The organism is Phocaeicola acetigenes, assembly GCF_027529745.1.
Taxonomy (GTDB): Bacteria; Bacteroidota; Bacteroidia; order Bacteroidales; family Bacteroidaceae; genus Phocaeicola; species Phocaeicola acetigenes.
The window spans coordinates 357714-383333 of the sequence record NZ_JAPZVM010000001.1 but is presented as its reverse complement, the minus strand read 5'-3'; the positions used below and the strand labels follow the sequence as shown (position 1 = coordinate 383333).

Genomic DNA, 25620 nt, shown 5'->3' with positions numbered 1-25620 from the left:
AAGTCTTTATTTCGGTGCTTTCCGATAGAGGTAGATTGCAATAAACAAATAGAGAATATTAGGTATCCATACTGCAATGCCTGCCGGGAGGTTTCCATTGATGGCAAATGTAGACGATACAGTCTGGAACAAAATGTAAGAGAAGCTTAGTGCAATACCGATACCCAAATGGAGTCCCATGCCACCTTTCATTTTGCGTGAAGATAGTGAAAGACCGATTGTTGTCAGGATAAATGCGGCAAATGACATCGCTATTCGTTTGTGATATTCTACCTCGAATACCTTGATGTTGGCAAAACCTCTCTGTCTCTGTTTGGCTATGTAGTCACTCAGTTCGGAACTGGTCATTGTTTCCTGCTGTCCGCGTGTGATAAGGAAGTCTTGCGGTTCCATTTTGATGACGGAATCTATCACATCTCCTTTCGTGATGTATTCGCGCATACCTTTCATCTCACGAATCATATAGTCTTTTATGATCCATTTGTGCACACTGGTCGTATCGTAAGTCACACGCCGTGCCGTGAGATGGGATACCAACTTGTGGTTTTCGAACTTGTCCAACGAGAAACGATATCCGGTTTTATTGTAATCCTCATACCGTTCCATATAGGCTATTACGCCTGAATCTACTTCCAATTGTACATTGCGTACATAATCTACCTTTTTCTTTTTCTTGTATACCTGTTCGAACTTCAGGCGGGTGACACTTCCTGTAGGAATAACTTCCGTACTCAGCCCGTAGGTTACAAGAGAGATGATGGCGGCCGAAATCATATAAGGGCGCATCAGCCGTTTAAAACTCATGCCCGTAGAGAACATGGCTATAATCTCAGAATTCTCCGCCAGTTTGGAGGTAAAGAATATTACGGCAATGAAAACAAACAACGGACTGAAAAGGTTGGTATAATAAGGTATGAAGTTCAGGTAATAGTCGAAGACGATAGCCTTGAGTGGTGCCTTATTATTGATAAAGTGGTCGATGTTTTCATTGATATCGAATACTACTGCAATAGAGATAATCAATGCGATAGCAAAGAAATAAGTTCCAAGGAACTTGACAATGATGTATCGGTCAAGTCTTTTCAGCCACTTTGTCTGTTTGAAAAAGTTTTTATTCATGACTTTTTATAATCGCGTTGATAAACGTTTTACCATTGCCGGCTTCCATGTAGAGAAATCACCTGCAATAATGTGCTTACGGGCTTCACCCACTAACCAGAGGTAGAATGCCAGATTATGGATGGAGGCAATCTGCATGGCCAGCAATTCTTGTGCATGGAACAGATGGCGCAGATAGGCACGGCTGTACATCGTATCTACGTAAGAGGCACCGTCGGCTTCGATGGGTGAATAATCGTTCTCCCATTTTTTGTTGCGCATGTTCATGATACCGTCTTTGGTAAATAGCATTCCGTTTCGTCCGTTTCGGGTAGGCATTACGCAGTCGAACATGTCAACCCCTCGTTCAATACCCTCCAGAATGTTGACCGGTGTTCCTACCCCCATCAGGTAACGAGGTTTGTCGGTCGGAAGAATTTCGTTTACCACTTCAATCATTTCATACATCTTTTCCGTTGGTTCTCCTACTGCCAGACCTCCAATGGCATTTCCATCTGCATTTTTTGATGCGATGTATTCGGCAGAACGGCGGCGCAGGTCAGGGTATACACAGCCTTGCACAATGGGGAAGAGTGATTGCTCGTATCCGTATTTGGGCTCTGTTTCATTGAAGCGGGTGATACAACGATCTAGCCAGCGGTGAGTCAATTCCATGGATTTCTTGGCATACTCGTAGTCTGAAGTTCCCGGAGCACACTCGTCGAAAGCCATCATGATGTCGGCACCAATCGTACGTTCGATATCCATGACACGCTCTGGAGTGAAAAGATGTTTCGATCCGTCTATGTGAGAACGGAACTCTACTCCTTCTTCCTTCATCTTGCGAATGCCGGAAAGAGAGAATACCTGGAAGCCACCACTGTCGGTCAGCATGGGACGGTCGAAACCATTGAACTTATGTAATCCACCAGCTCCTTCGATGATGTCCAATCCCGGACGAAGGTACAAATGATAGGTATTACCTAAAATGATTTGCGCCTTGATATCGTTTTTCAACTCGTGCAGGTGAACACCTTTTACCGTGCCCAGTGTACCTACTGGCATGAAAATGGGAGTTTCAATCTGCCCGTGAGCTGTGGTGATAAGCCCGGCACGTGCATTCGACCGGGCATCTTTATATTGCAATTCGAATTTCATGTTGTTTTCTTCTCTTCTTCCGTTATGGTAAAATCGATTGGATCAGCGACCTTTTCGTTTGTCAGAGCCAGTTCCAATACTTCTTTAATATCTTTTACATAGTGGAAAGTCAGTCCCTTCAGGTAGATAGGCTGTATTTCCTCAATGTTTTTACGGTTCTCTTCACAAAGAATAATATCCTTGATACCTGCTCGTTTGGCTGCCAGTATCTTTTCTTTGATACCGCCTACAGGAAGTACTTTTCCTCTCAAAGTGATTTCTCCTGTCATGGCAAGGTTTGCTTTCACTTTACGTTGAGTCAAGGCTGAAGCAAGCGAGGTTACCATGGTGATACCTGCAGAAGGTCCGTCTTTTGGAATAGCTCCTTCCGGTACGTGGATGTGGATGTTCCAGTTGTCGAAGATACCTTCGGGCAAATCCAGCAGATGGGTATGCGATTTCAGATACTCCAATGCCAACATGGCAGATTCTTTCATTACATCGCCCAGATTACCGGTCAGTGTCAGACGTCCACCCTTTCCTTTGCTCAAGCTTGTTTCTACAAACAGGATTTCTCCTCCTACAGCAGTCCATGCCAGTCCGGTTACTACTCCGGCATATTCGTTGCCCTGGTATTTGTCGCGGGAGTATTCCGGTGCCCCTAGGAATTTCTTGATGTCTGCCGGCTTCAGATCGTAGTTGGGAACCTCATCCTGACTGGCTGTTTCCAACGCAATCTTACGCAGTACCTTGCTGATTTTCTTTTCCAGTTCGCGTACACCGCTTTCACGTGTATGATACTCTACGATATACTCGATGGCAGCCTTGTTGAACTTGATGTTCTCTTTTTTCAGTCCGTTGGCTTCCAATTCTTTCGGTATCAGATGGCGACGTGCTATCTCAATCTTTTCTTCCGTAATGTAACCGCTTACCTCAATCAGCTCCATACGGTCGAGCAGAGGAGTCGGGATAGTACCCAGATTGTTGGCTGTTGCGATGAACATTACTTTCGACAAATCATAGTCCATATCGATGTAATTGTCGTGGAATGTATTGTTCTGTTCCGGATCGAGTACTTCCAGCATTGCCGATGACGGATCGCCCCGGTGGTCGCTGCCCAACTTATCTATTTCATCGAGGATAATGACCGGATTGGATGTCTCAGCTTTTATCAGGCTCTTGATAATACGTCCGGGCATGGCGCCGATGTATGTTTTACGATGTCCGCGGATTTCCGATTCATCGTGTACACCGCCCAATGACATACGTACATATTTACGTTTAAGCGCTGCAGCAATAGAACGTCCTAAAGAAGTTTTTCCCACTCCCGGAGGACCATACAGACAGATAATCGGCGATTTCAAATCACCTTTCAGCTTCAGTACCGCCAGATGCTCAAGAATACGTTCTTTTACTTTCTCCAGTCCGTAATGATCTTTGTCCAATACTTTTTTAGCATTGTTGATGTTAATCACATCGGTAGTATAGGTATCCCATGGAAGAGCCAGAAGAGTCTGCAGGTAAGTCAACTGTACATTATAATCGGGTGATTGGGAGTTGATTCGCTCCAACTTAGCCAATTCTTTCTCGAATGTCTTTGCAACTTCCTTCTTCCATTTCTTTTCCTGACTTTTCTTGCGCAGCTCTTCGATGTCTCCATTTTCGCCTTGTCCCAATTCGTCTTGGATGTTTCGGATCTGCTGTTGCAGGAAGTATTCTTTCTGCTGGCGATCCAAGTCTTCCCGGGTACGAAGCTGGATATTTTGTTTAAGAGTTGCTAATTGTATTTCTCTGTTCAATACCTGAATAAGACGGTACAATCGCTCCTTCAGAGAGTTTGCACTTAACAGGTCGAATTTGGAGTCGATTGGGAACGGGAAATTAGATGAAATAAAATTCACCAGAAGTTCCGGTGTTTCCAGATTCTTGATAGCTACAGAAGTGTCTGAGCTAATCCGGTCGGATACTTCTATGTATTTCATACTTTGCTCGCGGCAAGTATCCATCAAAGCCTTGAATTCGTCTGTATTTTCTACAGTCATATCATCTTCGGCTACAGTGACTTTCCCTTTCATATAAGGGTGGGTAGAAGTTATCTTGTCAAGATAAACCTTCGGTCCATGAGCTTGTACGATAGCTGTGGTGTTCCCTCCGGGTATTTCGAAGACACGAAGTATGCGTCCGATAACTGCGACAGGAAATAAATCCTTCAGTTCCGGCTCTTCTACTTCGCTCACTTTCTGTGTAGCCAGGACTATCAGTTTCTTTTCCTTTAAAGCTGCATCTACCAGCTTCAGTGTAGGCGGGCGTCCTATAGCTACAGGCATTATAACAGTGGGGAAAACAACCATATTACGCAGTGTCATAATAGGCAACTCCTGATCGATGTCTTTCACTTCGACAACGGGAGCTGTATCTTCTATTTCGGCCATCATTGCAATATCCTCGTTTTCTGTATTCATTAAAAGATGTTCTTTTTTTCTCTTTTTTATCATAGCTGTTTTTATGTTCTTATTTTTATGGCTTTGCAAATGGTTGCAAAAACGTTACAAAGTTAATCATTCTGCTTTTAATATGGAAATGTAATACCTTATATTGCATTAAAGAATGTAAGGTTTTATGGTTTTATATAAATAAGTTTTGCGTATTTTTGGCGAAAATTTGAGAAGTATATGCCAAATCCTTTCTTTCAGTTTAAAAAGTTTACGGTTTACCATGATAAGTGTGCCATGAAAGTCGGTACAGATGGAGTTCTTTTGGGAGCTTGGGCTTCTATAGAGAATGCACGGCGGATATTGGATATCGGTACGGGCACGGGGCTGATCGCTTTAATGCTGGCCCAACGTTCGGATGCGTCTGTTGTTGGGGTAGATATTGATGAAGCTGCAGTAGAGCAGGCTCGTGAAAACATCGAACGTTCCGAGTGGAAGAGTCGGATTGTGGTAGAACATAAAGATGTACGTGATTTGTCTGGAGAAAAGTATGGCTTGTTTGATGTCATTGTATCGAATCCTCCATATTTTACCGAAGCTGTATATTGTCCGGACAAGCAGCGGAATACTGCCAGGCATATGGATAGCCTGCCGTTTGATGAGTTGTTGCAGGCTGTAGACAGACTGCTTGCCGAAGAGGGATGCTTTTCGGTGATTCTTCCGTCGGGGGTTGCCCCGGACTTTATAGCGAATGCACTTCACTATCGGTTGTATCTGTGCCGGCAGACTTTTGTGCATACCAAGCCTGAGGCTGTTCCTAAAAGAGTTCTTATGGCTTTTTCGCGTACGGCATCGGAATGTAAAACTGAACATTTGGTTGTGGAACTGGCCCGGCATGAGTATTCTCCCGAATATATAGCTTTAACTCGTGACTTTTATTTGTCGATGTAAAATACAGGGCAGGAGAAAAGAGCAAGAACGCTTTAATCCTTCTTGCTCAGTCTTCGTAAGATATTTTGATTTAGCTTGACCAGTTGTTTGTGTCTGTGAGCCAGTGTGGTGGTAAGGGGACGCTTGTCTACAAAATCGGTCAGGTTTTGCAGGAGGCTAAAAGGGTCGAATGTCTCCTTAGGCTTTTCTGGGGTAATGATATGTAGTCCTTTGGGCTTGATTTCCACTTCCAGATCTTTTCCTCCTATCATCGGGTCGCCATCAAAGTGGAATACACCTTCCTTGCTTCTGTGGATAATGATTTTTTTATCCGTCATGGTTTTGATACGGCTGTTCTGGTCGATAGTTTTATTGAATAACTGGAATGACAAGGCCGGTACATCCAAGACAGTAAACGGTTCCAGAATGGTAATATTCATTAACCCGTCTGTCAGAGAAGCTTGTGGAGCAATGTATGCATTGTTCCCGTATTGAGAGGCGTTGGCACAAGCAATGAGAAACGCTTTGTATTTTACTGTTCCCTCGGAATTTTCTATTTCGTATGTTTCAGGACGGTATGTCAGACTCTCATGAAGTGTATTTTCCAGATAAGTTAGCAGTCCTCTTTTTCCCGAATCTGCAAATTTCAAACTGACAAATGCATCAAACCCTACGCCACAGGTGCAGAAGAACAGATGACCGTCTATGATTCCATAATCGATGGTTGTCTGAAACCCCTTGTTGAGTGTGTCGATAGCTCCTTTTGCATCCATAGGTATGTGTAAATGACGGGCCAGACCATTGCCTGAGCCGCATGGAATAATCCCTAATGCTGTGTTTGTATGTACCAATGAACGCCCGATTTCATTTATCGTGCCATCTCCTCCAATTGCTACTACTATATCGCAGCCTTCTTCACTGGCTTTTCTGGCTATTTCGGAAGCATGGCCGGCATATTCGGTTCTACAAATAGTATATTCGTATTTTGTTAAGTCTAATTTTTTCTCTATCAAGTCCAAAATGGCTTGTTTTCCGTGAGTTCCGGATATGGGGTTGACTATAAATGTTATTTTTTTCTTTGCATCCATATTTATGAGTCCGTTAGGGCTTTTAGATAAGACAAAATTACGATTATTTTGTTTATAATTCATCCGTTTTTTTGGAGAAATGATAGTTTGATTGTTTTTTTTAATCAGATGAATGTTTTACTTTCCGATTTTTTGTATCTTTGCGCGTTCTTTTAAAAAAACGGCATTTATAATAAATAATGTAAGTTGAGTAAACTTACTCTACATTTTAGATATGGGATTATTACAAGACAAATTAAGTAAATTCAGAGTGCCTCAAATGTATATGGAGAGAGGCGTTTATCCTTATTTTCGTGAAATAGACAGTGCCCAGGATACAGAGGTAATGATGGACGGAAAGAAGGTCTTGATGTTTGGGTCTAATTCTTATATGGGATTGACTCATGACAGTCGAATAATCGAAGCAGCTATTGCTGCAACTCGTAAATACGGTACAGGATGTGCGGGGTCGCGTCTGTTGAATGGAACTCTTGATATTCATGTGGAACTGGAAAAAGAGTTGGCTGAGTTTGTTGGTAAAGACGAAGCGCTTTGTTTCTCTACCGGATTTACAGTAAACGAAGGTGTTATCCCTCAGCTGGTTGGTCGTGGCGACTATGTGATTTGTGATGACCGTGACCACGCTTCTATTGTAGATGGACGCCGTTTGTCTTTTGCTAATCAGGTGAAATACAAGCATAATGACATGGACGCTTTGGAGAAAGAACTTCAGAAGTGTGAGCCGGATGCAATTAAACTGATTGTTGTAGACAGTGTCTTCTCCATGGAAGGTGATTTGGCAAACTTGCCTGAAATCGTGCGTCTGAAAAAGAAATACAACGCTACTATTTATGTAGATGAAGCTCATGGATTGGGTGTGTTTGGTCGTCAGGGACGCGGTGTCTGCGACCATTTTGGTGTAACAGAGGATATTGACCTTATCATGGGTACATTCAGCAAATCACTTGCTTCTATCGGTGGTTTTGTGGCAGGTGATAAGGATACAATCAACTGGTTGCGTCATAATGCCCGTTCATACATATTCCAGGCAAGTAACACGCCGGCAGCTACTGCGGCAGCCAGAGAAGCACTTCATATTTTCAAAACAGAACCGGAACGTCAGGAAAACTTGTGGAAGATTACAAACTATGCATTGAAGAGCTTCCGTGAGGCTGGTTTTGAAATCGGCGAAACAGAAAGTCCGATTATCCCATTGTATGTACGTGATACAGACAAGACTTTCGAGGTAACTAAACTGGCGTTTGATGAAGGTGTATTTATTAATCCGGTTATTCCTCCTGCATGTCATCCTCAAGATACGTTGGTGCGTTTTGCATTGATGGCTACTCACACAAAAGAGCAGGTTGATTTTGCGATTGAAAAACTGATTAAATGCTTTAAGCAGTTGGATATCTTGAAATAATATACGAATTATTCAGTATACAGAAAGAGAGGTTGTTTCATAGCTTGAAACGACCTCTCTTTTTGTATTTGGATTTCTTTGCATTTAAAAGCTGTGTGGTGTAATAGTATATTTATTTCAATTCGCTCGGAATTGGAGGTTGGAATTCTTGCTTCTCGATAGTCGGGTAGTGCGGCTGGGATAAAAAGATGGTGATGAATGTCGTAAGTTTTAGCCGCCGTCGTTGATTATGGATTTGCCGCTGTGGGATGCACAGCCAACGTGGGCGAATGTGCAGCCGACGTCGCCGTTTTTAATCAGTTTATAGAATCATGCGTTTATGTGTATGGCAATTAATGTATTTCCTGCAGGTGTGTAGAAAGTCTGATGGAGATGTGAAAAAAATCCTGCAAGATTGCTGTGTTTGAAATAGCTATCCTGCAGGGCCTTATGTTTAATCAGAAAAGCAAGTGCTTTACTGAAAATGGTATCGAAAACTTTATTTATCTGTGTTTTCTGATAAAATAAACTTCTCTACAACATGTGCAACTCCATCTTCTTCATTGGATAAAGTAATGAAGTCGGCGTTTTCTTTTACGACTTCTTGTGCATTGCTCATGGCAACTCCCAGTCCGGCATATTTTATCATGGAAAGGTCGTTGAATCCATCACCTACGGCAATCATTTCGTCTTTGGTCATGCCGATTTCTTTTAATAACACGGCCAGCGATTGGGCTTTGTCTATACCTTTGGGTACAAGTTCCAGAAAGTATGGCTCCGAACGGAATACCCCCATCCGGTCGTGCAGATGGTTATACATTTCTTTTTCCAAAACAGCCAGCCGGGTAGGTTCTCCTACAATAAGGCATTTTGCAATAGGGTGTTGTACTGCTTTAAGGAAATTGTCTACCTTCTTAATTTTCATTACATTAAGCAGTGCTTCCTTGAGTACGTATTCATCGTCTGGATATTCGGTCAGTACATATTCTCCATCGTATGTGACAATGGCAAAGTGGTTGTCGTTGGCGCATTGATATAAATAGGGAAGCACTTCCGGGTCCAGAAGATTCTTATAAAGTAATTCACCTGTTTTCCAGTCAATGATTTCTCCGCCATTGTACGACAAAACATAGCCTTCGTATTTGTCTAATTGCAGCAGGTTGGCCAAAGGGGCAATACCATAAGTTGGTCTTCCGGAAGCCAATACGATTTTCAGCCCCTGCTCTTGTGCTTTGATAAGTGTAGTACGTGTGTGTTCGGTCACCTCTTTTCGGGTATTGGTCAATGTCCCGTCGAGATCTAATACTAAGAGTTTATATTTCATAGAGTTTTAATACGTAGATTAATGAGGCAAAGATAGTATAATATTCGAAGTTTTTATTTATCTTTCGGGGTAAACGAAGGTATTTTCTTTAAAAAAAGAATAGATATGACAGAATTGTTTTGGGATTTTGCTTTAAGACTTTTTGTGGCTGGAGCAATGGGAGTACTGATCGGTTTGGAGCGTGAGTACCGTGCTAAGGAGGCTGGTTATCGTACGCATTTTTTGGTCGCCTTGGGAAGTGCATTGATTATGATTGTTTCTCAATATGGCTTTATGGATGTGTTGAAGGCCGATTTGGTTCGTCTTGACCCCAGTCGGGTGGCTGCTCAGGTTGTTACGGGAATAGGTTTTATAGGTGCTGGAACCATTATTCTGCAGAAGCAGGTGGTACGTGGCTTGACGACCGCTGCGGGAATTTGGGCTACTTCGGGTATTGGACTGGCTGTAGGAGCTGGAATGTATGGAATAGGGATAGTGGCTACGGTTCTTGTGCTTATTGGTTTGGAAACGTTGAGTTTCTTTTTTAAAAGTATGGGCATGAGAAATATGATGATAGAATTTTCTGCTCCCAATAAAGAAGCGATACGTAAGGTGTCCTCCAACTTTAATTCGAAGAATTATGTAGTTGTATCGTATGAGATGACAGAGATTGCTGTGGGAGGTGATGTGGTTTATCGGGTTACGATGGTGATTAAAGCCAAACGTATGAATGAGGAAGGGTTATTGCTGATGTTTTTGCAGGATTTTCCTGATATTACGGTAAATAAGATAATATAAATAACGGGTTCTGATGTGTGTCGATATAATCAGAACCCGTTAACGCTGGATGAGATTGTCCGTGTGCTGCAAATGTGTACCCTTTGTCATCCTATGTATACATTTACGCTTAAAAATAGAGTGTCGTTTTCCTTGTTGATGTCAAAGTCTATTTTGTTTTCACGGGCAAGCCATCCGATAGCTGCATTTAGATCTCTGTCGGACAGTCCCGATGCAGTCTTTAGTTGTTCGTAACTCCAATGGGCGTTATTTTTTAATACATTCCAAACGATGCCTGCATTTGTTCCAATTTGATATTTGTCCATACGCTAATAAATTTATGGGTTCTCTGATAAAATAAAATTATTTGCGGCAATTTAAGATAAAAAATCTATTAATAAAAGCTTTTTGCTTGCGTTTTATTAATAGGACCTTGTTGTTTAACACTTTTTAATGTATTAAGAAATCAGTTTGTAACTTATATGGATATTTTTATCTTTAATCTTCGTTGATTCTTTTTTTTCTGTTAACTTTGCAATACTTTTGAATCGTATAAGTATGAGAAGAAATAAGATAAACTGGAGGGTTCCCAAAGGGGCAGAATTGACAGAACTGGATAAGAAAGTCCTTTATTATCAGAATAAAGGATGTTTGGTTCCTACTCGTCAGTTGATTAAGACTCCAGAACAGATCGAGGGAATTCGTCGTAGTGGCATAATAAATACCGGTGTATTGGATTTGGTTGAAAGTGAAATCCGTGCAGGAATGAGCACTGCTCAAATAGATAAGTTGGTGTATGACTATACGGTGGCTCATGGAGCTATTCCGGCTCCGCTGAATTATGAAGGATTCCCTAAGAGTGTATGTACGTCAATCAATGAAGTGGTGTGCCACGGAATCCCGTCGGAAGATGAGATTCTGGAAGAGGGGGATATCATAAATGTGGATGTCTCCACTATATTGGATGGCTATTATTCGGATGCTTCGCGTATGTTTATTATCGGGAAAACTACTCCGGAAAAAGAAAAGCTGGTTAACGTTGCCAAAGAATGCCTCGAAATAGGTATGCAGGCTGCACAGCCTTTTGGCTTTGTGGGAGATATAGGCAATGCTATTGAAAAGCATGCCAAAAAGAATGGCTTTTCGGTGGTTCGCGATTTGTGTGGACATGGAGTGGGATTGGAATTTCATGAAGAGCCGGATGTAGAGCATTTTGGCAAGAAGGGAACAGGTATGCTGTTGGTACCGGGTATGGTCTTTACTATTGAACCTATGATTAATATGGGAACATGGGAGGTCTTTGTGGACGAAGAAGACGGATGGACAGTAGTAACAGAGGATGAATTGCCTTCTGCTCAATGGGAGCATACATTTGTGATGACGGAAAATGGCTTGGAAATCTTAACGCATTAATTACGTAGAAATTATGGATACAATAATATTGGGTATAGAGTCGTCTTGTGACGATACGTCGGCTGCAGTAATTAAGAATGGTGTATTGCTTTCGAGTGTAATTGCAAGTCAGGCTGTACACGAAGCGTATGGAGGTGTGGTGCCGGAACTGGCTTCCAGAGCACATCAGCAGAATATTGTACCGGTGGTACATGAGGCTTTGAAGCGTGCCGGAGTAACAAAAGAACAGTTAAGTGCAATTGCGTTTACTCGTGGGCCGGGCTTGATGGGTTCTCTGCTGGTAGGCGTTTCCTTTGCAAAAGGATTGGCTCGTTCTTTGGGTATTCCGATGATTGATGTGAATCATTTGCAGGGGCATGTGTTGGCACATTTTATAAAAGAATCGGAAGAAGATCAGAATCAGCCTAAATATCCGTTTATTTGTCTGCTGGTCTCAGGAGGAAATTCTCAGATTATCCGTGTGAATGCTTATAATGATATGGAAGTGCTTGGCCAGACCATTGATGATGCGGCAGGTGAGGCTATTGACAAGTGTTCAAAGGTAATGGGGCTTGGTTATCCGGGAGGACCGATTATCGACCGTTTGGCTCGTCAGGGAAATGCTAAGGCGTATACATTTAGCAAACCTCATATTCCTGGTTATAATTATAGCTTCAGTGGTTTGAAGACTTCTTTCCTTTATTCTCTGCGTGAATGGCTGAAGGATGATCCTGATTTTATAGAGCATCACAAGGAGGATCTGGCAGCTTCGTTAGAAAAAACGATTGTAGATATCCTTATGGACAAGTTGCGCAAAGTCGTGAAAGATACAGGTATTAATGAAGTGGCTGTTGCCGGTGGTGTTTCTGCAAATAACGGTTTGCGGAATGCGTATCGTGAGCATGCTGAAAAATATGGCTGGAAGATATATATCCCTAAATTTGGGTATACCACAGATAATGCGGCAATGATTGCGATTACAGGATACTATAAGTTTTTAGATAAAGATTTTTGTTCAATAGATCAACCGGCTTATTCGCGGGTTACAATTAAATAAAAAGAGAGGGGGTTGTTATGTCAGTAGAGACGAAAATATTAAGTAAGGAAATTAGTGAAATCTTTTGGAAGGAAGGTTTTTCACTTTCTACAGCAGAAAGTTGTACTGCAGGAAATGTAGCAGCTATTATTACAGCTGTTCCGGGAAGTTCTCATTTTTATAAAGGGGGTATAGTGGCTTATGCAAATGAACTGAAGCAAAATATCTTGCAGGTGAAAGCTGAGACATTGGAAACTTACGGGGCTGTCAGCGAGGAAACAGTCATTGAAATGGTAAAAGGTGCAATGCAGGTATTCAATACAGATTTTGCTGTGGCTACTTCGGGTATTGCTGGTCCTGCAGGTGGTACACCGGAAAAGCCTGTCGGTACTATTTGGGTGGCTGCAGGTTGTAAAGACAAGATTGTCACTGCTAAATTAACAGAAGATAACGGACGGGATAAAAATATACAATCGGCAACCAAAAAGACGCTTCAATTGCTTTTGGATATCTGTCAAAAGCAAGAAAATGAGTTGTAAAACATAATTAGTTGCTGAAATACTTGTATATATAAAATAAAATGACTTACTTTGCACTCCGTTTGAGAGAACCAAGAATAAAACTATAAAAAATCAGATAGAAATGTCGAAAATTTGTCAAATTACCGGAAAGAAAGCCATGATTGGCAACAATGTTTCACACTCAAAGAGAAGAACTAAAAGAACTTTCGATGTGAACTTGTTTACTAAGAAATTCTACTATGTAGAACAGGATTGCTGGATTAGCCTGAACATCTGTGCTAACGGCTTGCGAGTTATTAACAAAAAAGGCCTGGACGCAGCGCTGAATGAAGCAGTTGCTAAAGGTTACTGTGATTGGAAAACTATCAAAATTATTGGTTAATTAAAAGGAGAGAAAGACTATGGCTAAGAAAGCTAAAGGAAATAGAGTACAGGTAATCCTTGAATGCACAGAAATGAAGGATAGTGGTATGCCGGGAACTTCTCGTTATATTACAACTAAAAACAGAAAAAATACCACTGAAAGATTGGAATTGAAAAAGTATAATCCTATTTTGAAAAGAGTAACAGTTCATAAAGAAATTAAATAATAACAGACCATGGCAAAGAAAACAGTCGCAACCCTTCAGACAGGTAAAGAAGGACGTTCTTATACTAAGGTTATCAAGATGGTTAAGTCTCCTAAAACTGGTGCTTACGTATTTGATGAACAGATGGTTCCTAATGAAAAAGTACAGGAATTTTTCAAGAAATAATTTAGCTAATATAATTTGCTAGTAAAAGTTCCTTCCATTGTTAAATGGAAGGAACTTTTTTTGTGTGTATACGAGATTAGTTTTATCTTTGTGCTATTAATAGATAATTATTGATTTGTATGGGATTTTTTAGTTTTTTCTCAAAAGAAAAGAAAGAGACCTTAGATAAGGGGTTATCCAAGACCAAAGAGAGTGTGTTTAGTAAGATTGCACGTGCTGTGGCAGGTAAATCTAAAGTAGATGATGAAGTATTGGATAATTTGGAAGAAGTCCTGATTACATCCGATGTAGGGGTGGAAACAACTCTGAATATTATTAAGCGTATAGAAAAAAGGGTAGCGCAGGATAAGTATGTGAATACTCAGGAACTTAATAATATTCTTAGAGAAGAAATTGCCGCCTTATTAACCGAAAATAATACAGTAGATGCTGATGATTTTTCTGTTCCTGAAGGGAAACATCCTTATGTGATTATGGTTGTGGGGGTGAATGGAGTGGGAAAGACTACAACTATTGGTAAACTGGCATACCAATTTAAGAAAGCAGGTAAATCTGTTTACTTGGGAGCTGCCGATACTTTCCGGGCCGCAGCTGTGGAGCAGCTGGTGATTTGGGGAGAACGTGTAGGAGTTCCGGTAATCAAGCAGCGTATGGGAGCCGATCCGGCATCTGTCGCTTTCGATACCTTGAGCTCTGCTGTAGCTAATAATGCAGATGTGGTAATTATCGATACTGCCGGTCGCCTGCATAATAAAGTAGGATTGATGAATGAGCTTACCAAAATTAAAAATGTAATGCGTAAAGTCGTTCCCGATGCACCTCATGAAGTTTTGTTGGTATTGGATGGCTCTACCGGACAGAATGCTTTTGAACAAGCTAAACAGTTTACGCTGGCTACAGAGGTAAATGCTATGGCAGTAACCAAGTTGGATGGTACTGCTAAGGGTGGTGTTGTAATTGGTATCTCAGACCAGTTTAAAATTCCTGTTAAATATATCGGACTGGGTGAGGGTATTGAAGATTTGCAAATATTCCGCCGGAAAGAATTTGTGGAATCATTGTTTGGCTCAAATACAGATAAATGAAAAAAAATACAGTAGATATAATCACTTTAGGGTGTTCGAAAAATCTGGTTGATTCTGAAAAGTTGATGAAGCAACTGGAAGCAAACGGCTATAAAGTAACTCATGATAGTGAAAATCCTCAGGGAGAAATTGCGGTAATTAATACTTGTGGCTTTATTGGTGATGCTAAGGAGGAATCTATTAATATGATTCTGGAGTTTTGCCAGGCCAAGGAGGAAGGTAGACTGAAAAAACTTTATGTGATGGGATGTCTGTCTGAACGCTATTTAAAAGAATTGCAGATGGAGATTCCTCAAGTTGATAAGTTTTATGGAAAATTCAACTGGAATGAATTGCTGGCTGATTTGGGGAAAGCTTATCATTCTGAATTTGCCATAGAAAGACACCTGACAACTCCTAAGCATTATGCTTATCTGAAAATATCGGAGGGATGTGACCGTAAATGCTCGTATTGTGCCATTCCTATTATAACAGGACGTCATGTATCTCGACCTATGGAAGAGATATTGGATGAGGTGCGGTTGCTGGTTTCCGAAGGGGTAAAAGAGTTTCAGGTAATAGCTCAGGAACTGACCTACTATGGAGTAGATCTGTATAAAAAGCAAATGCTTCCGGAACTGATTGACCAGATGGCTAAAATCCCTGGTGTAGAGTGGATTCGTCTGCATTATGCTTATCCGGCTCATTTCCCAACCGAATTATTCCGGGTAATGCGTGAAAATCCGAATGTTTGTAAATATATGGACATTGCTTTGCAGCATATTAGCGATAATATGCTACAGAAAATGCGTCGTCATGTGTCAAAGGATGAGACTTATGCTTTGATTGAGCAATTCCGAAAAGAAGTTCCGGGCATCCACTTACGTACCACTTTGATGGTAGGACATCCTGGAGAAACAGAACAGGATTTCGAGGAACTGAAGGAGTTTGTCCGTAAAGCACGTTTTGATAGAATGGGAGCTTTTGCATATTCTGAAGAAGAAGGAACTTATTCGGCTCAACACTACGAGGACAATATTCCGCAGGATGTGAAACAGCAGCGTTTGGATGAATTAATGGAAATACAGCAGGAAATTTCTGCTGACTTAAGTCATGCCAAAATCGGAAAGGAGATGAAGGTGATTATAGACCGTATGGAAGGAGAATACTATATTGGTAGAACTGAATTTGATTCTCCGGAAGTGGATCCTGAAGTATTGATTAAGGCAGAAGGGAATTCTCTTCGGATAGGTTCATTCTATCAGGTGAAGGTTTATGATGCCGATGATTTCGATTTGTATGCATCATTAGTATAATAGTAGAATAAAAGCGGAAGACATGAATCATAAAGAGTTTATCGGCGAATTGTCTCGCCGCTTAGGATATACCAACAAAGATGCTGCCCGTCTGGTGGCGTCTTTGGTGGATATTATGGGAGAAGAATTGCTGGAAGGAAAAACATTGACTTTCCAGGGATTCGGAACTTTCGAGGTAAAAAAAAGGTTGGAGCGTATTTCTGTAAATCCTGTTACTAAGCAGCGTCTGCTGGTACCTCCAAAATTGACATTGAATTATAAGCCCAGTCCATTATTAAAGGAAAAGTTTAAAAAGAATTCGTTTGATGAATGATAAAACAACTTTACAAGATCTGATAGGATTGTTAGCGCAGCGTCATCAGATGGAGACAACGGATGCCGAGGTCTTCGTGAAGACTGTGCTGAGCTTGATAGAGGAAGCTCTTGAAAAGGATAAATATATCAAAATTAAAGGATTGGGAACCTTTAAGCTGATAGAAATAGAGGAGAGAGAAAGTGTTGATATAAATACGGGAGAACGTATTAGAATACAAAGCCATTCTCGCATTTCTTTTCTTCCTGATTCTTCGTTGCGGGAATTGGTAAATAAACCTTTTTCTCATTTTGAAACAGTCGTGTTGAATGAAAATACTCATTTTGACGATTTGGAAGAAGTTTCAAGCATAGAGAAAGAGGAAACAGAAGAAAATGAAGAACAGGAATTTGTTTCTGAAGTGGAACCGGCAGAGCAATCACAAGATTTAACTGTCGTAGAAACGCAGGAAAATAAAGTCTCTAAGGATGTTCCCCTTGTAAAGGAAACAGAAGAAAGAGAAAATATTGCAGAACATAAAGAGGAAACGCAATTGAATTTGGAGGAGGACAAGAAAACTCGTTTGCCTTGGTGTATGATTGCGTCTGTACTTTTGGCTGGAGTAATTCTTGGTGGTGGAATTATTTGGGGACTACTTTCTGGACGGAGGTATATTCCGGAAGCTTACTTGTCTTCTTTAGTGAAAGAGCAGGAGGCAATACCTTTATCTAATTTATCTTGCAAGGATAGTTCGGCTGTATTGAAGCAGGTTTCAACGGAGTCTGTGGTTGATACACTTAAAGTAGAACAATTAATACCGAAAAAGGATACGTTGAAGCAATCCTCTGAGCGAAATAAGGTTTCTGCAGAGTCTACTGCAAAAGGCCAAGTAGTCGGAGCAAAATCCTCAAAACAAACCGCAGAAAGTCTTTCAGATACAGTAGAATATGTAATTTCTGGTACCAAATTCACATATACAATTGGAGAGGGAGAGACTTTGGTCCGTGTTGCACTTAAATTCTATGGCAATAAGAAATTATGGCCTTATTTGGTGAAGCATAATGCAAATATTATCAAGGATCCGAACAATGTGCCGGCTGGATTGATTATTAATATTCCTGAACTGACTCCTCGAAAATAAGCCATTATTGTATCGGAAGAGAATAGAAAGAGTGTGATTTTGTTCATTTTTCTGTCTTTTTGAATGAATTTTGCTTTTGTTTTTGCTCTCTTCCAAATTAAATATTTACTGTGTAGGCAATATTTTTTAATAAAAATTAGTTGCTGCTGTTAATATAATGCCGTATTTTTGGCTGCAATAAAAATAAAGAAGATAAAAAACACAGTAAAACAATAAAATTATGGCTGAAGCTATTGATATTCGAGAACTAAACGAGCGCATAGAACGTCAGAGTGCGTTTGTTACTAATCTGATGACAGGAATGGATCAAGTCATTGTCGGTCAGAAACACTTGATAGAATCTTTGTTAATTGGTTTGTTGTCTGATGGACATATTTTGTTGGAAGGTGTTCCAGGATTGGCAAAAACCTTGGCTATAAAAACACTTGCCTCACTGATTGATTCAAAATATAGTCGTGTGCAGTTTACCCCTGACTTACTTCCGGCCGATGTAATCGGAACTATGATATATAGCCAGAAGGATGAACAATTCATCGCTAAAAAAGGACCTATCTTTGCTAACTTTGTGTTGGCCGATGAAATCAACCGTGCTCCGGCAAAAGTACAGAGTGCTCTGTTGGAAGCAATGCAGGAACGTCAGGTTACTTTGAGTAAGGAAACATTCCGTTTGCCAGAGCCGTTCCTGGTAATGGCTACTCAGAATCCTATTGAACAAGAAGGTACTTATCCATTGCCGGAAGCTCAGGTAGACCGTTTCATGTTGAAGGTTATTATTGATTATCCGAAACTGGAAGAAGAGAAGAAAATTATTCGTCAGAATATTACAGGTGAAAAAATTGAAGTACGTCCTGTACTGAAAGCGGAAGATATTATAGAGGCACGCAAAGTGGTACGCCAAGTTTATCTGGACGAAAAAATTGAACAATATATTGCTGATATCGTATTTGCAACTCGTTATCCTGAAAAATATGACTTGAAAGAACTGAAAGGTTTGATCGGCTTTGGTGGATCTCCACGTGCTTCTATCAATCTGGCTCTTGCTGCACGCAGTTATGCGTTTATTAAACGCCGTGGCTATGTGATTCCGGAAGACGTTCGTGCTGTGGCTCATGATGTATTGCGTCACCGTATTGGATTGACTTACGAAGCTGAAGCAACCAATGTTACTTCGGATGAAATTGTAAGTAAGATTTTGAATAAGGTTGAAGTGCCCTAATTAAATCTTGACTTTTTGCCTTGTTTTTTAGACTTAAGGCAAAATGGATGTTTGAAGTGAGAAATTCTCAAGTTAAATAAGGTTATTCCAGATTTGCATAAGCAAGTCTGGAATAATCGGATTAATTTCAGAAAAATGGAAACAAGTGAACTACTAAAACGTGTTCGCCAGATCGAAATTAAAACAAGAGGGCTTTCCAATAATATCTTCGCCGGCCAATATCATTCAGCTTTTAAGGGTAGGGGTATGGCTTTTTCGGAAGTGCGTGAGTACCAATATGGAGACGATGTACGCGATATTGACTGGAATGTAACAGCTCGTTTTGATAAACCTTTTGTAAAAGTATTCGAAGAAGAACGTGAACTGACGGTAATGCTGTTGGTAGATGTTTCGAATAGCTTGGATTTTGGTACGGTGAAACAGACAAAGAAAAATATGGTGGCAGAGATTGCGGCTACACTTGCCTTTTCTGCTATTCAGAACAACGATAAAATCGGTGTTATATTTTTTTCCGACCGGATAGAGAAATTCATTCCTCCAAAGAAAGGAAGAAAACATATTCTGTATATTATTCGAGAGTTGCTTGATTTTCATCCGGAAAGTAAGCGTACCAATATACAGTGTGCTGTAGAGTACCTGACCAATGTATTGAAGAAACGGTGTACGGCTTTTATGCTTAGTGATTTTATCGATGATAAGGATTTTCGTAATGCACTGACTGTAGCCAACCGTAAACATGATATTGTGGCTGTCCAGGTATACGACCGTCGTTTGGAAGAACTTCCGGATGTTGGTTTGATGAAAGTTTGTGATGCTGAGACCGGACACGAACAATGGATTGATACTTCTTCGAAATCGTTACGTGCAGCGCATCATGCTTGGTGGAAAGAACGTAAGGAAAAACTGAACGATGTGTTTACTCATTGTAATGTAGATTCCGTATCGGTACGTACAGACCAAGATTATGTAAAGGCTTTACTTAATTTATTTGCTAAACGAAATTGAGGAAGATAATGAAATATTCTTTATTTAATACTTGTAGAAAGTATCTGAAAGTTGTGCTATGTGCCGTATCTCTGTTTGCTGGAACATCATTTGTGCATGCTCAGGTGACGGTGGAAGCTACTATTGATTCTTTACAACTTCTAATTGGCGAACAGGCGAAGATAAAGTTGCAGGTAAGCATGGACGCAAATCAGAAGTTGCGTTTACCTTTGTTTAGTGACACAATTGTACGTGGTGTAGAAATTGTAGATGTAGCAAAACCTGATACTCAGTTGCTGAATGACAATAAACGTTGGCTGATTTCACAAGAATATACAGTCACTTCATTCGATTCGGCTTTGTATTATCTTCCACCAATGAAAGTAATGGTGAATGATAAACAGTATCAATCGGAAGCTTTGGCTCTGAAGGTGTACTCCATACCAGTAGATACATTACATCCGGATCAGTTCTTTGGACCTAAGGAAATCCGGAAAGTACCTCTTATCTGGAGTGATATCGCTCCTTTGGTATATTCTTCAGTTCTAATGTTGATTTTGGGAGCTGTTGCAATATTCCTTGTAATACGCTATCGTAATAACAAGCCTATCATTAAGATTATTAAGGTGGAACCCAAACTTCCTCCTCATCAGACAGCCTTAAAAAGAATCGAAGAAATTAAGTCGAACCAGTCATGGCGTCAGAATGATCCGAAGATGTATTATACTGAACTGACTGATGCTATTCGAGCTTATATAAAAGATCGTTTTGGTTTTAATGCACTGGAAATGACTTCTTCCGAGATTATCGAACATTTGCTGCAGGAAAAAGATAAAGATTCCATTAAGGATCTTCGTAATTTGTTTGAAGTGGCCGATTTGGTTAAGTTTGCCAAATATGCACCTTTGATGAATGAAAATGATATGAATCTTTTGAATGCTGTGGATTTTATTAATCAGACTAAGATAGAGGAAGATCCTAATGCAAAGAAAGAACCAACAGAAATCAAAGTAGAGGAAAAGCGGTCAAAGCAAGGACGTATAGCATTGATTTGCTGTATTGCTGTGGCTGGAATAGGAGCGCTGATTGCGTTGTATGTGGCTATTCGTCATATTATTAGCCTTTTCTTCTGATATTAAAATATTGAAGTTATGATTTTTGCAAATATTGAATATCTGTTTTTACTGATTTTGCTGATACCCTATGTGGTGTGGTACTTCATGCGGAGGAAAAAAACAGAACCAACGCTTCAAGTCTCTACAACTCGCATGTATATGAATGTACCTAAGACATGGAAGGTATATTTGCTTCATGCACCGTTTTTACTGCGTATTGTTGCTTTTGTGATGATTGTACTTGTATTGGCGCGCCCACAAACTACTGACAACTGGCAGAATACGGAAATAGAGGGTATTGATATTATGCTTGCTGTCGATGTGTCTACCAGTATGTTGGCAGAAGATTTAAAGCCTAACCGCTTGGAAGCTGCAAAGCAAGTTGCTTCGGAATTTATTAACGGACGTCCGAATGATAATATAGGGCTGACTATTTTTGCAGGAGAGGCATTTACCCAATGCCCGTTGACTGTGGACCATGGTGTATTATTGAATCTTTTCAATGGAATAAAAGGGGATATCGCTCAGCGTGGTTTGATTGAAGATGGTACAGCTATTGGTATGGGAGTTGCCAATGCAATTAGCAGATTAAAGGACAGTAAAGCAAAGTCGAAAGTTATTATTCTGCTGACAGACGGTAGTAATAATCGAGGAGATATTTCTCCGTTGACTGCAGCAGAGATTGCTAAGCAATTTGGCATTCGAGTTTATACAATTGGAGTTGGAACAAACGGTACAGCACCTTATCCGATGCAGACTTATGCCGGAGTACAATATGTAAATGTTCCTGTAGAAATTGACGAGCAGACTTTGACACAGATTGCAGGTACGACAAATGGAAATTATTATCGTGCAACCAGCAATTCTAAACTGAAAGAAGTGTACGAAGAGATTGATAAGCTTGAGAAAACCAAACTTAATGTGAAAGAGTTCAGCAAACGTGAAGAAGCATATCAGCTTTATGCCTTGATAGCTTTTATCTGTATTTTGCTGGAAATTGTTTTACGTAATACGGTATTAAAGAAAATACCTTAAAAACAAAAAATACTATGTTTAGATTTGGAGAACCTTTATATTTATATCTGTTGATTATATTGCCGGTATTGGTAATACTTTATTTATACTCCAATTATAGACGCAGAAAAAAAATTCGCTTGTATGGTGATCCTGACTTATTGGCTCATCTGATGCCGGATGTGTCTAAGTATCGTCCGGATGTTAAGTTCTGGTTGATGTTTGCGGCATTGACGATGGTTATCCTTATGTTAGCCAGACCACAGTTCGGCTCTAAGATGGAAACCGTAAAACGTCAGGGAGTGGAAACGGTGGTAGCATTGGATATTTCAAATTCTATGCTGGCACAAGATGTGACTCCCAGTCGTTTGGATAAGTCGAAAAAGCTGATTTCCAGATTGGTGGAAACATTCAATAACGATAAAGTCGCAATGATTGTGTTTGCCGGAGAGGCATTTACACAACTTCCTATTACAAGCGATTATGTATCAGCGAAGATGTTCCTTGAAACAATTAATCCGTCTTTGATTTCAACTCAAGGTACAGATATACGTGGAGCAATAGACTTGGCCATGAAGAGTTTTACTCCGAATGAAAATGTAGGACGTGCAATCGTTCTGATTACAGATGGAGAAAACCATGAAGGAGGAGCGATAGAGGCTGCCCAGGAAGCTGCCAAAAAGGGAATACGTGTATTTGTATTGGGAGTGGGTTCACCCGATGGTTCGCCTATCCCGATGGAAGGTACTAATGAATTTCGCAGAGACAAAGACGGTAATGTTGTCGTGACTCGGCTTAATGAACAGATGTGTCAGGAAATTGCGAAAGCAGGAAATGGCATATATGTGCGGGTAGATAATACAAACAACGCAGAAAAGGCATTGAATGCAGAGATCAATAAATTGGCAAAAGCCGATGTCGAAACTCAGGTCTTTACAGAATTCGATGAACAGTTTCAGGTTTTGGCATGGCTGGCTTTGATTTTATTGATAGCTGAATTGTTGATTCTGGAGCGTAAGAATCCGTTGTTCAAGAATGTGAAACTCTTTAAATGAGATTGATATGTTACAGAAATTATATATTGTTGCTGCTTTTGCATTAGCTGCCGGTACAACTTATGGGCAAAAAACAGTACGCGATTATTTGCGTAGTGGTAATAAATTGTATCAGGACAGTTTGTTTGTGAAAGCTGAAGTTGATTATCGTAAAGCGCTAGAACAGGATCCTAATTCTACGGATGCGATGTATAATTTGGGTAATTCTTTGCTGATGCAGCAGAAAGCAAAAGAAGCTATGGAACAATTTGAGGCTGCTTCCCGGATAGAAAAAGATAAATCGAAGTTAGCACAGATTTATCATAATATGGGAGTGATTCTGCAATCTTCCAAGCAATATCCTCAATGCATCGAGGCATATAAGCAGGCTTTGCGCAATAATCCGAAAGATGATGAAACTCGCTATAATTTGGCTTTGGCTCAAAAACTGTTGAAAGATCAGCAACAACAGCAGGATCAGCAACAGAACCAGGAACAAAAGCAGGATCAGAAGCAAGATGATAAGCAGCAAAATAAAGAGCAGCAAGATCAGCAGAATAAAAATCAGCAGCAAAACCAACAACAGCAGCAAAATAAAGACCAGATGTCGAAAGAAAATGCAGAGCAATTGCTGAATGCAGTCATGCAAGATGAAAAAAATGTGCAGGATAAAGTAAAGAAAGGCATTCAGGTGCAGGGACGCAAGCTGGAGAAAGATTGGTAATTATAAAGACAATTTAAAAAGAAATTATACGAATGAGGAAATTTATCTTCTTATTGTTGTTGTTTGTATCCATATTACAGGTACAGGCAGACAAAAATGTTACTTTTAAAGCCGAAGCTCCTGATGTAGTGGTAAGCGGCGATCAGTTTCGTTTGACTTTTACAGTCAATACGCAAAAAGTGAAGGACTTCCGTATGCCTTCTATTAGCGGATTTGATGTATTGATGGGGCCGAGCCGTTCACAGCAAAGTAGTACCCAAATTATAAATGGTAAGGTTTCTTCCAGCAGTTCCATCACATATACCTATATATTGATGGCTGGAAAAGAAGGAACGTATACCATTCCGTCTGCAAGTATTGAAGTTGATAAAGAGAAAGTGTTTTCTAATCCAGTAACGATTAAGGTACTTCCTCAAGACAAAACTGCCGGAAATTCAGGTCAGAGTGGACAAGGTGGCTCTGCATCTTCTTCACGAAGCCAGATTGTAGGTAGCCGTATTACAGATAAAGACCTGTTTATTACAGCAACGGCCAGTAAGACTACAGTGCATGAACAAGAAGCTATTTTGTTGACCTACAAGGTTTATACCTTGGTAAATCTTCGTCAGCTTTATGGTAAAATGCCGGATTTGAAAGGGTTCCATACTCAGGAAGTGGAATTACCTCAGCAGAAAACTTTCTCTTTGGAGCATTACAAAGGACGCAATTATAACACAACAGTATGGAGTCAGTATATCTTATTCCCTCAACAGACAGGTAAGTTAGAAATTCCTCCAATTACCTTTGATGGAGTTGTCGCACAACGTACTGTATCGGACGATCCTTTCGATTTCTTCAATGGAGGCGGTTATGTAGAAGTAAAGAAGAAGATTGTTACACCGAAACTGACAATTAATGTACAGTCTCTTCCCGCTAAACCTGCCGGTTTTTCGGGTGGTGTAGGAGAGTTTACACTTTCATCCTCAATCAATGCCAAGGAAGTAAAAACCAATGATGCAGTCACTATCAAATTGGTTTTGTCGGGTACTGGAAATATGAAATTAATCAGTGCTCCGGAAGTGAAATTTCCACAAGATTTTGAGGTATATGATCCGAAAACAGAAAATAACTTCCAATTGACGCAGAATGGTTTGACTGGAACTCAGACTATAGAGTATCTTGCTATCCCTCGTCATGCAGGAGATTTTACTATCCCTCCTGTAGAATTTACATATTTCGACCTGAAAACAAAATCGTATAAAACCTTGAAAACTGAAGCTTATCAGTTGCATGTTGCAAAAGGAGAAGGAAATGCAGATCAGGTAATAGCCGATTTTACAAATAAAGAAAATGTAAAAGTATTGGGTAAGGATATCCGTTTCATCAAGTTAGGTAATACAAAATTGCTTCCAAAGGGTGATTTCTTTTTTGGAACATTCGGGTATTATTTGTGGTATATCATTCCTTTTGTATTGTTTGTTGCTTTTGCAGTTATCTATAGAAAGCAAGCATTGGAAAATGCCAATATTGCAAAAGTGAAGACAAAGAAAGCTAATAAAGTTGCAAGCAAACGTATGAAGTTTGCAGGTAAGCTGTTGGCTGAAAATAAGAAGAATGAGTTTTATGATGAAGTCTTGAAGGCATTGTGGGGATACATCAGTGATAAATTGTGCATTCCGGTATCTCAATTGTCGAAAGACAATATTGAATCTGAACTGGTAAAATATGGTGTATCAGATGAATTGATTCAGAAGTTTATCGGTGCGCTGAATGAATGTGAATTTGCACGTTATGCTCCGGGAAATGAAAATGAAGCGATGGATAAAGTCTATACGGCAGCTATTGATGTAATAAGCCAGATGGAAGGTTGTATTAAACATTAAAAGGATAG

26 protein-coding genes are annotated in these 25620 nt (G+C 40.2%); 20 read left to right on the top strand and 6 right to left on the bottom strand.

The window, feature by feature from the left end; translation table 11 throughout:
* Positions 1 to 6: 6 nt before the first annotated feature.
* Genes O6P32_RS01685 through lon form a run of 3 tightly spaced genes read right to left on the bottom strand, consistent with a single transcriptional unit; the run spans position 7 to position 4730 of the window.
* The gene (locus O6P32_RS01685; RefSeq protein WP_269876446.1) at positions 7 to 1119 is read right to left on the bottom strand and encodes an LptF/LptG family permease; all 1113 of its coding nucleotides are present in this window, start codon (positions 1117 to 1119) and stop codon (positions 7 to 9) included.
* A gap of 6 nt (positions 1120 to 1125) precedes the next feature.
* Complete coding sequence (gene tgt, locus O6P32_RS01680; RefSeq protein ID WP_269876445.1) at positions 1126 to 2256, bottom strand: tRNA guanosine(34) transglycosylase Tgt; 1131 nt, start codon at positions 2254 to 2256, stop codon at positions 1126 to 1128.
* Positions 2253 to 4730 carry an endopeptidase La gene (lon, locus tag O6P32_RS01675; RefSeq protein WP_405370667.1) on the bottom strand — a complete coding sequence of 826 codons (2478 nt, stop codon included), beginning with the start codon at positions 4728 to 4730 and terminating at the stop codon, positions 2253 to 2255. The genes tgt and lon overlap by 4 nt, the downstream gene beginning before the upstream one ends.
* Positions 4731 to 4907: 177 nt before the next feature.
* Here lon and O6P32_RS01670 point away from each other — a divergent pair, with 177 nt between their 5' ends.
* On the top strand, positions 4908 to 5618 hold the full coding sequence (locus tag O6P32_RS01670) for a tRNA1(Val) (adenine(37)-N6)-methyltransferase (RefSeq protein ID WP_269876444.1): 711 nt from the start codon (positions 4908 to 4910) through the stop codon (positions 5616 to 5618).
* Positions 5619 to 5650: 32 nt separating this feature from the next.
* Here O6P32_RS01670 and O6P32_RS01665 read toward each other — a convergent pair whose 3' ends face one another.
* Positions 5651 to 6685, bottom strand: a complete 1035-nt coding sequence (locus O6P32_RS01665; protein ID WP_269876443.1) for a diacylglycerol/lipid kinase family protein — start codon at positions 6683 to 6685, stop codon at positions 5651 to 5653.
* Positions 6686 to 6899: 214 nt separating this feature from the next.
* Between O6P32_RS01665 and spt the strand changes: the two genes are divergently transcribed.
* Entirely contained in the window at positions 6900 to 8087 is a 1188-nt protein-coding gene (spt, locus tag O6P32_RS01660; RefSeq protein WP_269876442.1) for a serine palmitoyltransferase, read from the top strand.
* A 478-nt stretch (positions 8088 to 8565) separates the two neighbouring features.
* Here spt and O6P32_RS01655 read toward each other — a convergent pair whose 3' ends face one another.
* Positions 8566 to 9390 carry a Cof-type HAD-IIB family hydrolase gene (locus tag O6P32_RS01655; protein WP_269876440.1) on the bottom strand — a complete coding sequence of 275 codons (825 nt, stop codon included), beginning with the start codon at positions 9388 to 9390 and terminating at the stop codon, positions 8566 to 8568.
* Positions 9391 to 9495: 105 nt separating this feature from the next.
* Here O6P32_RS01655 and O6P32_RS01650 point away from each other — a divergent pair, with 105 nt between their 5' ends.
* Positions 9496 to 10167, top strand: coding sequence for an MgtC/SapB family protein (locus O6P32_RS01650; protein ID WP_269876439.1), 672 nt, complete (start codon positions 9496 to 9498; stop codon positions 10165 to 10167).
* A gap of 86 nt (positions 10168 to 10253) precedes the next feature.
* Here O6P32_RS01650 and O6P32_RS01645 read toward each other — a convergent pair whose 3' ends face one another.
* Positions 10254 to 10472 carry a winged helix-turn-helix domain-containing protein gene (locus tag O6P32_RS01645; RefSeq protein WP_269876438.1) on the bottom strand — a complete coding sequence of 73 codons (219 nt, stop codon included), beginning with the start codon at positions 10470 to 10472 and terminating at the stop codon, positions 10254 to 10256.
* 232 nt (positions 10473 to 10704) lie between these two features.
* Between O6P32_RS01645 and map the strand changes: the two genes are divergently transcribed.
* From map to O6P32_RS01560, 17 genes are all read left to right on the top strand, one after another.
* On the top strand, positions 10705 to 11559 hold the full coding sequence (map, locus tag O6P32_RS01640; protein WP_269876437.1) for a type I methionyl aminopeptidase: 855 nt from the start codon (positions 10705 to 10707) through the stop codon (positions 11557 to 11559).
* A gap of 13 nt (positions 11560 to 11572) precedes the next feature.
* The gene (gene tsaD, locus O6P32_RS01635; protein ID WP_269876436.1) at positions 11573 to 12595 is read left to right on the top strand and encodes a tRNA (adenosine(37)-N6)-threonylcarbamoyltransferase complex transferase subunit TsaD; all 1023 of its coding nucleotides are present in this window, start codon (positions 11573 to 11575) and stop codon (positions 12593 to 12595) included.
* A 17-nt stretch (positions 12596 to 12612) separates the two neighbouring features.
* Entirely contained in the window at positions 12613 to 13113 is a 501-nt protein-coding gene (locus O6P32_RS01630; RefSeq protein ID WP_269876434.1) for a CinA family protein, read from the top strand.
* Between the two features lie 103 nt (positions 13114 to 13216).
* On the top strand, positions 13217 to 13477 hold the full coding sequence (gene rpmB / locus O6P32_RS01625; RefSeq protein WP_007569552.1) for a 50S ribosomal protein L28: 261 nt from the start codon (positions 13217 to 13219) through the stop codon (positions 13475 to 13477).
* 19 nt (positions 13478 to 13496) lie between these two features.
* Complete coding sequence (gene rpmG, locus O6P32_RS01620) at positions 13497 to 13685, top strand: 50S ribosomal protein L33 (RefSeq protein ID WP_005841291.1); 189 nt, start codon at positions 13497 to 13499, stop codon at positions 13683 to 13685.
* Between the two features lie 9 nt (positions 13686 to 13694).
* On the top strand, positions 13695 to 13850 hold the full coding sequence (locus O6P32_RS01615; RefSeq protein WP_269876425.1) for a DUF4295 domain-containing protein: 156 nt from the start codon (positions 13695 to 13697) through the stop codon (positions 13848 to 13850).
* A gap of 119 nt (positions 13851 to 13969) precedes the next feature.
* The gene (gene ftsY, locus O6P32_RS01610; RefSeq protein WP_269876424.1) at positions 13970 to 14935 is read left to right on the top strand and encodes a signal recognition particle-docking protein FtsY; all 966 of its coding nucleotides are present in this window, start codon (positions 13970 to 13972) and stop codon (positions 14933 to 14935) included.
* Positions 14932 to 16230: a 30S ribosomal protein S12 methylthiotransferase RimO gene (gene rimO, locus O6P32_RS01605; protein ID WP_269876423.1), complete on the top strand. Its 1299-nt coding sequence runs from the start codon at positions 14932 to 14934 to the stop codon at positions 16228 to 16230. Before ftsY ends, rimO begins: the two co-directional genes overlap by 4 nt.
* A gap of 22 nt (positions 16231 to 16252) precedes the next feature.
* Complete coding sequence (locus O6P32_RS01600; RefSeq protein WP_269876422.1) at positions 16253 to 16543, top strand: HU family DNA-binding protein; 291 nt, start codon at positions 16253 to 16255, stop codon at positions 16541 to 16543.
* Positions 16536 to 17663, top strand: a complete 1128-nt coding sequence (locus tag O6P32_RS01595) for an HU family DNA-binding protein (protein WP_269876421.1) — start codon at positions 16536 to 16538, stop codon at positions 17661 to 17663. Before O6P32_RS01600 ends, O6P32_RS01595 begins: the two co-directional genes overlap by 8 nt.
* Before the next feature lie 220 nt (positions 17664 to 17883).
* On the top strand, positions 17884 to 18879 hold the full coding sequence (locus O6P32_RS01590; RefSeq protein ID WP_178265462.1) for an AAA family ATPase: 996 nt from the start codon (positions 17884 to 17886) through the stop codon (positions 18877 to 18879).
* A gap of 135 nt (positions 18880 to 19014) precedes the next feature.
* Positions 19015 to 19884 (top strand): DUF58 domain-containing protein, encoded by an 870-nt coding sequence (locus O6P32_RS01585; protein WP_269876420.1) that lies wholly within the window; start codon positions 19015 to 19017, stop codon positions 19882 to 19884.
* 8 nt (positions 19885 to 19892) lie between these two features.
* A complete protein-coding gene (locus O6P32_RS01580) occupies positions 19893 to 20996 on the top strand; it encodes a BatD family protein (RefSeq protein ID WP_269876419.1) in 1104 nt (367 codons plus the stop codon).
* 18 nt (positions 20997 to 21014) lie between these two features.
* Complete coding sequence (locus O6P32_RS01575) at positions 21015 to 22013, top strand: vWA domain-containing protein (protein ID WP_178265465.1); 999 nt, start codon at positions 21015 to 21017, stop codon at positions 22011 to 22013.
* Positions 22014 to 22027: 14 nt separating this feature from the next.
* The gene (locus tag O6P32_RS01570) at positions 22028 to 23047 is read left to right on the top strand and encodes a VWA domain-containing protein (protein ID WP_178265466.1); all 1020 of its coding nucleotides are present in this window, start codon (positions 22028 to 22030) and stop codon (positions 23045 to 23047) included.
* Between the two features lie 7 nt (positions 23048 to 23054).
* Entirely contained in the window at positions 23055 to 23750 is a 696-nt protein-coding gene (locus O6P32_RS01565) for a tetratricopeptide repeat protein (protein WP_178265467.1), read from the top strand.
* Positions 23751 to 23782: 32 nt separating this feature from the next.
* A complete protein-coding gene (locus O6P32_RS01560; protein ID WP_269876418.1) occupies positions 23783 to 25612 on the top strand; it encodes a BatD family protein in 1830 nt (609 codons plus the stop codon).
* The last annotated feature ends 8 nt before the right edge of the window (positions 25613 to 25620 follow it).